The 7,079-nt window shown below is 56.7% G+C and carries 7 protein-coding genes and 1 pseudogene; all 8 read left to right on the top strand.

The genetic code is table 11. The features are described from left to right. The coding region (locus ACIQ0G_RS09225) for a TonB-dependent receptor domain-containing protein (RefSeq protein WP_397577656.1) at window positions 1-1,302 on the top strand (1,302 nt) is incomplete at its 5' end. A gap of 143 nt (window positions 1,303-1,445) precedes the next feature. After that, window positions 1,446-2,756: an adenylosuccinate lyase gene (purB, locus tag ACIQ0G_RS09220; RefSeq protein ID WP_397577655.1), complete on the top strand. Its 1,311-nt coding sequence runs from the start codon at window positions 1,446-1,448 to the stop codon at window positions 2,754-2,756. Window positions 2,757-2,861: 105 nt separating this feature from the next. Next, window positions 2,862-3,167, top strand: a complete 306-nt coding sequence (locus ACIQ0G_RS09215) for a hypothetical protein (protein WP_397577654.1) — start codon at window positions 2,862-2,864, stop codon at window positions 3,165-3,167. After that, window positions 3,164-3,838, top strand: coding sequence for an orotidine-5'-phosphate decarboxylase (pyrF, locus tag ACIQ0G_RS09210; RefSeq protein ID WP_397577653.1), 675 nt, complete (start codon window positions 3,164-3,166; stop codon window positions 3,836-3,838). Before ACIQ0G_RS09215 ends, pyrF begins: the two co-directional genes overlap by 4 nt. 80 nt (window positions 3,839-3,918) lie before the next feature. Further along, a complete protein-coding gene (locus ACIQ0G_RS09205) occupies window positions 3,919-4,560 on the top strand; it encodes a phosphoribosylanthranilate isomerase (protein WP_397577652.1) in 642 nt (213 codons plus the stop codon). After that, window positions 4,547-5,788 (top strand): tryptophan synthase subunit beta, encoded by a 1,242-nt coding sequence (gene trpB, locus ACIQ0G_RS09200; RefSeq protein ID WP_183940392.1) that lies wholly within the window; start codon window positions 4,547-4,549, stop codon window positions 5,786-5,788. Before ACIQ0G_RS09205 ends, trpB begins: the two co-directional genes overlap by 14 nt. Before the next feature lie 55 nt (window positions 5,789-5,843). After that, window positions 5,844-6,626, top strand: coding sequence for a tryptophan synthase subunit alpha (gene trpA / locus ACIQ0G_RS09195; protein WP_397577651.1), 783 nt, complete (start codon window positions 5,844-5,846; stop codon window positions 6,624-6,626). 150 nt (window positions 6,627-6,776) lie between these two features. Then, window positions 6,777-7,079 (top strand): annotated as a pseudogene (locus ACIQ0G_RS09190) (acetyl-CoA carboxylase carboxyl transferase subunit beta); the annotation flags it as partial.

Genomic DNA, 7,079 nt, shown 5'->3' with positions numbered 1-7,079 from the left:
GATATGCGCCGCGATTTGGACATCGGCATTGGCCAAAGCGTATCGCTTGCCGTCGGTGGCGAATATCGCAACGAAAACTACAAAATCGTCCCCGGAGAGCTTCAAAGCTACGTCAACGGTCCTTTCTCTGCAGCACCGTTTAATGCCGCCGGTGGCGCGCAGGTGTTCCCGGGCTTCCGCCCTGCAAACGCAACAGACGTCTCGCGCGATAGCTTTGCTGGTTACATCGAACTCGATGCCGATCTCTCCGACAGCTTGACGATGCAATTGGCAGGACGCTACGAACATTTCAGTGACTTTGGCGATACCATCAATGGTAAAGCCGCAGCACGATATGAAATCGTTGATGGCGTGGCTTTGCGCGGTTCAATTTCAACCGGCTTCCGCGCGCCAAGCCTTGCCCAGCAATCATTTGCAACCACATCGACCAACAACGTCGGTGGCGTGCTGATCGAAGTCGGGACATTCCCGGTTTCATCGCCTGTGGCCGTTGCGCTGGGTGCGCAGGCACTCACGCCAGAAAAGTCGGTGAACCTTGGCGGCGGCGTTACATTCACGCCGATTAGCGGGCTCAGCATCACTGCGGATTACTACAACATAAAAATCAACGACCGCATCACCTTGACCGAAAACCTTACTGGACCAGACGTTCTGGCGTTGCTGACTTCAGCCGGTGTCACGGGCGTAAGTTCGGCGCGCTTTTTCATCAATGGTATTGATACCCGCACAACAGGTCTTGATATTGTTGCCAGCTACCGCGTGCCTGAATTCGGCCTCGGCAAATTCCGCGTTAGCGTCGGGTATAATTTGAACAATACCAAAATTACCGACCGCCGCGTATTTTCGGGCTTCACCGCACAGCGTTTGTTCGCGCGGCAGGAAAGCTATCGCCTGACCGACGGACAGCCCAAGAACAAGCTGAACGCCACGCTCGATTGGGATTACAACAATCTTGGCATGACACTGCGCACGAACCGTTACGGCGAAGTGTTCTTGCCAAGCGGCTTCTCGACATCAGCAAACAATAACAACATTGCTCTCGCTCCAGGTGATGTCCCGGGCGATATATTCCTGTCGCCAAAGTGGATTACCGACCTTGAGTTCCGCTTCAAACCCGTTGAGTCCGTCTCAATTGCATTTGGCGCGAACAACGTGTTGGATGTATATCCAGATCGCCTTCCATTCGGAACGGTTGATGGCGTAAGCTATGGTTTGAACAACTCATTCCTGCCTTACAGCTCGCAGTCGCCATTCGGTTTCAGCGGACGGTTTGTGTATGGTCGTGTCTCTATCGACTTCTAAATTGACGACTTTTTGAGAAGCAAGGGCGCGGCGTAAAACCCGCGCCCTTCTTTTTTGTGTGCTTCAGGCGCGTCATTTTTGACGCCTTGCGGTGCGCCTGCTAACGGGGCGACGACTCCCAATAGCAGCAGAAAGCGAACGATATGATCCCACGTTATTCCCGCCCCGACATGGTGAAGATCTGGGAGCCTGAAAACCGCTTTCGCATTTGGTTCGAAATTGAGGCACATGCCACCGATGCGCTGGCCGAACGCGGCGTTGTTCCCGCCTCTGCCGCGCAAGCGCTTTGGAAATGGTGGGACACCAACCCAGCTATCGATGTTGCGGCCATTGACGCGATTGAGGCCGTAACCAAGCATGATGTCATCGCGTTCCTGACATGGGTCGCAGAGCAAGTGGGCGACGAAGCTCGCTTCATGCATCAGGGGATGACATCATCCGACGTGCTCGACACCTGCCTCGCGGTTCAGCTCACGCAAGCGACCGATCTTTTGCTCGCCGACATGGATGCTTTGCTGGCCGCGATTAAGACGCGCGCCATGGAGCACAAATTTACGCCGACGATTGGCCGCAGCCACGGCATTCATGCGGAACCCGTCACCTTCGGCATGAAGCTTGCGCAAGCCTATGCAGAATTCGCACGTGGCCGTGAACGCCTTGTGGCTGCCCGCGCGGAAATCGCGACTTGCGCCATTTCCGGTGCAGTCGGCACCTTTGCCAATATCGATCCGGGCGTTGAAGCCCATGTTGCGGCAAAGCTTGGCCTTGCGATTGAACCTGTATCAACACAGGTCATTCCGCGTGACCGCCACGCCATGTATTTCGCAACGCTGGGTGTTATCGCCTCGTCCATTGAACGTCTGGCGACTGAAGTACGCCATTTGCAGCGCACCGAGGTTCTTGAGGCGGAAGAATATTTCTCGCCGGGTCAAAAGGGCAGCTCTGCCATGCCGCACAAGCGCAATCCGGTGCTGACGGAAAACCTGACTGGCCTTGCCCGTATGGTGCGCGGCTATGTGACGCCTGCTCTGGAAAATGTCGCTTTGTGGCATGAACGCGACATCAGCCACTCAAGCGTCGAACGCTATATCGGGCCGGACGCGACCATCACCCTCGATTTCGCGCTTGGCCGACTGACCGGCGTGATTGATAAGCTGCTGATTTATCCTGAACGGATGCAGAAGAATCTCGACCGCATGGGCGGCCTTGTCCATTCACAGCGCGTGCTGCTGGCGCTCACGCAGGCTGGCATCAGCCGCGAGGACAGCTACCGCATCGTTCAACGCAACGCGATGAAGGTTTGGAAATCCGATGGCGCAGAATCACTCATGGAGCTTTTGAAGGCCGATGCAGATGTTTCTGCGAAAATGTCTGCCGAAGAAATCGAAGACCGCTTCAATCTTGATTACCACTTCAAACATATCGACACCATTTTCGAACGCGTATTTGGCTAAGCCTTGGCCGCCGCCAACATGCGCGGCGGCTAGGTTTGTTGGATAGCGCTACCCAAAGGCAAAATCTTGCCATAAGGTAGCGAGATAAGAAGGAGCTGCGGACCGATGCGATTTTTGAAGATACTCATTTGGGTAACCATCATGATCGGACTTATCGTGTTCGCGACCAACAACTGGGTGCCAGTATCGGTCAGCCTGTGGGGTGGCCTTCGCCTCGATACCAAATTGCCTGCGTTGGTCATTGCTGCGTTTCTCATTGGTTTTTTACCGCTGTATTTCGTGCACCTTACGCAGGTGTGGCGCATGAAAAAGCGCATAATGACGCTTGAGGCGAACCAGCGCGGCTCGGTAGTGCCGCCACCGCCGCCAGCCTCTCCTCCCCCTGCCTATGCCGCTGTGGATATGATATGACCAACCCGATTTTCGTCGCAATCGACACCCCTTATTTGGATGACGCGCTGGAATTGACGCGGCGCATTAAGGATCAGGTCGGCGGGATTAAACTTGGCCTCGAATTTTTCTGTGCCAACGGACATCATGGCGTACACGAAGTGCAAAAGCTCGGCCTGCCGATCTTTCTTGACCTGAAATTGCACGACATTCCCAATACCGTCGCCAAGGCGATGCAGGCGATCAACACCTTGGAACCAGCCATTGTCACCATCCACGCCGCCGGTGGCCGCGCGATGATGGAAGATGCCAAGGCGGCGGCCGGTGCCCATACGAAAGTTGTCGCCGTTACCGTTTTGACCAGCCTCGACGACCATGACCTTAACCGTGTCGGCGTGTCCGCCAGCGCGGATCTACAGGTCGCCCGACTGGCCGCGTTGGCGCAGGAAGCCGGACTCGACGGCATTGTGTGTTCGGGCCAAGAAGTGAAATCCGTGAAAAAGAATTGGAAGGACGGGTTTTTCGTTGTTCCCGGTCTTCGTCCCGTCGGTGGCACCAGCGCGGATCAAAAACGCACCGTTACCCCGCGTCAGGCACGCGACGATGGCGCAAGCATATTGGTTATCGGGCGGCCCATTACCAAGGCCGAAAGCCCCGAAGATGCCGCGCGGGCCATTATGGGTACGTTGTAAAGCAAGACGCGGGCATAAAATCGCCCGAGGTTAAGCAAGTTCAGCATGACGGGGACCAACCGCTCCGCTATTAGCGCCCCATGCAAACGCAAATCAAAATCTGTGGCCTGAAAGACGAACATACCGTTGATGCGGCTGCTAAGTCAGGCGCGACACACATCGGTCTTAATCTCTATGAGCCGAGCCCGCGTTACGTTCCCCTAGAACAAGCCGCTGCGTTACGGATGCGCGCGCCCGCAAGTTTGAAGGTCGTGTTGTTGCTCGTCAACGCCGAGCCCGGTTATGCTGCCAAGGCTATCGAAGTGGTCAAACCCGATATCGTGCAATTTCACGGATCGGAAACGCATCAATATTTGCGCGTTTTAAAAAGCGCGGTCGACTTTGAAATCTGGAAAGCCTTTGGCGTGAAAGATGCAGCAACGCTTAAAAATGCTGACCAATATGAAGGTGCAGCAGACCTCATCCTGTTTGATGCGCCGGCCCAAGCATTGCCGGGCGGCACGGGCACGCGGTTCGACTGGTCGTTGCTAACACAGCATAAGCACAAGCTGCCTTGGGGCCTTGCCGGCGGCCTGAACCCCGACAATGTTGGAGAAGCCCTGCGGCAAACACGCGCGATATTGGTCGATACCTCGTCTGGCGTTGAATCCGCGCCGGGCATCAAGGATATGGACAAGATTGCGGCCTTCTGCCAAGCGGTGCGCAACCATGACAACAGCTGAACTCACACCAAACTCATTCCGCAACCAACCCGACGATCGCGGCCATTTCGGCCAGTTCGGCGGGCGCTATGTCGCCGAAACGCTTATGCCGCTCGTGCTCGACCTAGAACGCGAATATCGCGCCGCAAAACAGGATCCCGCCTTTGCGGCGCAGTTTGATGATTTGCTGGAGCATTATGTCGGCCGCCCGTCGCCATTATACTATGCCGAGCGCCTGACTGAGGAAGTCCGTAAGAACGCACCTGCGGGTAAAGGCGCGCAAATCTGGTTCAAACGCGACGAGCTGAACCACACCGGCGCGCACAAGATCAACAATTGCATTGGCCAGATACTGCTCGCCATCCGTATGGGTAAGACGCGGATTATCGCAGAAACCGGCGCTGGCCAGCATGGCGTTGCCACGGCAACCGTCTGCGCACGTTTTGGCCTGCCTTGCTTCATCTATATGGGTGCCAAGGACATTGAACGGCAGCAGCCAAATGTGTTCCGCATGCGCTTATTGGGTGCAGAGGTCATTCCCGTCACCAGCGGCGCTGGCACGTTGAAAGACGCGATGAACGAAGGGCTGCGCGACTGGGTCGCCAATGTCCACGACACATTCTACATCATTGGCACAGCCGCTGGCCCGCATCCGTACCCTGAGTTGGTCCGCGATTTCCAAAGCGTCATCGGCAAGGAAGCGCGCGCGCAAATGCTATCGCGGATCAACCGCCTGCCCGATTTGTTGGTCGCAGCCATTGGGGGCGGATCGAACGCCATTGGCCTTTTCCACCCGTTTTTGGACGACAAAGACGTTCAAATGCTTGGCATTGAGGCGGCGGGTCATGGTCTTGAGAAAGAACATGCCGCGAGCCTTGCAGGCGGCCGTCCGGGCATCTTGCACGGCAACAAAACCTATTTGCTTCAGGATGACGATGGCCAAATCGCCGAAGCGCATTCGATTTCGGCTGGTCTCGATTATCCCGGCATTGGCCCAGAGCATAGCTGGCTCAAGGAAATTGGCCGCGTGCGTTACGACAGCGTGACCGACACCGAAGCGCTTGCCGCGTTTCAGCTGCTTTGCCGCACGGAAGGCATCATCCCCGCGCTGGAGCCTGCCCATGCGATTGCTGCGGTTGAACGCGAAGCCAAGAAGATGGACCGTGACCAGATCATCCTCGCGAACCTCTGCGGCCGCGGTGACAAGGATATCTTCACTGTCGCTGAGGCTCTGGGGACTTCGATATGAACGGCTCGACTGTGGTTATCCTGAAACCAGTTCAGGATGACGAGGGGTTGGTTGCATGACCCGCCTCTCCACCGCCTTTTCCAAAGCCCATCCCGCGCTCGTCGCCTTTATCACTGCAGGTGACGGTGACACCGCAGCCAATCTCGACGCACTCGTCGCGGGCGGCGCGGATGTCATTGAACTTGGCATGCCATTCACGGACCCGATGGCCGACGGCCCTGTTATTCAAGAAGCAAACATCCGCAGCCTTAATGCGGGCACCACGACAGCGGATATCTTCGCGCTAGCCTCCGCGTTCCGCAAACGCCACCCCGACACGCCCTTGGTGCTGATGGGTTATGCCAACCCGATGACGATCCGTGGTGGCGATTGGTTCGCGTCCGAATGCAACAAAGCGGGCGTCGATGGCGTCATCTGCGTCGACATTCCGCCCGAGGAAGACCCGGAGCTTGGCCCTGCACTGCGCAGCGCGGGCATTGACCTCATTCGTCTCGCTACGCCCACGACAGACACCGCCCGCCTGCCAGCCGTCCTCGATGGAGCATCTGGTTTTCTATATTATGTATCGGTCGCCGGTATCACCGGCCTGCAAGTCGCGGCGCAGACCAGCATTGATGAGGCGGTGGCGCGGCTAAAGGCGCACACCGACCTGCCCATCGCGGTTGGCTTTGGCGTCCGCACACCTGAACAAGCCGCAAACATCGCGCGCGTTGCCGATGGCGTTGTCGTTGGTTCCGCAATCGTCGAACTCGTCGCCAAACATGGCGTCAACGCCGCTGGTCCCGTCCGTGATTATGTGGCGTCGTTGAAATCGGCTATCATTTCGGCGCGTGGCTGATTACAAAACCGTAGCCCTGAGCAGCGGTCGCCCAGCGACTGCGTCCGTCGACGGGCGCCTCTTGGGTGTAGCTTTAGCCTGGGAAGCGTGCTTCGACAGGCTCAGCACTACGGTATATTTTACACTGCGTATTTTACAGGGACAGAAAATATGAACTGGGTCACTCGCGTCCGTAACGCCATCCCCTTCATCGCCAAGCGCGAAACGGCAGAAACGCTGTGGCACAAGTGCAAGGGCTGTCAGGCGATGATCTTCCTCAAGGAATTTGAGGAAAACCAGTCTGTCTGTCCAAAATGTGACCATCACGGCCGCATTGGCCCAGCCGAACGCTTTGCCGCTTTGTTCGATGATGACAGCTATGACGTGCTTAAGCCGCCCGTAGTCGGCGAAGACCCGTTGAAGTTCAAAGATACCAAGAGATATATCGACCGGATTAAAGCCGCCCGCCACGCA

This window comes from Sphingorhabdus sp. (genome assembly GCF_044354325.1).
Classification (GTDB): Bacteria; Pseudomonadota; Alphaproteobacteria; order Sphingomonadales; family Sphingomonadaceae; genus Sphingorhabdus_B.
Note: the sequence above shows the minus strand (reverse complement) of the source record. Positions and strands in the feature narration are given on the sequence as shown.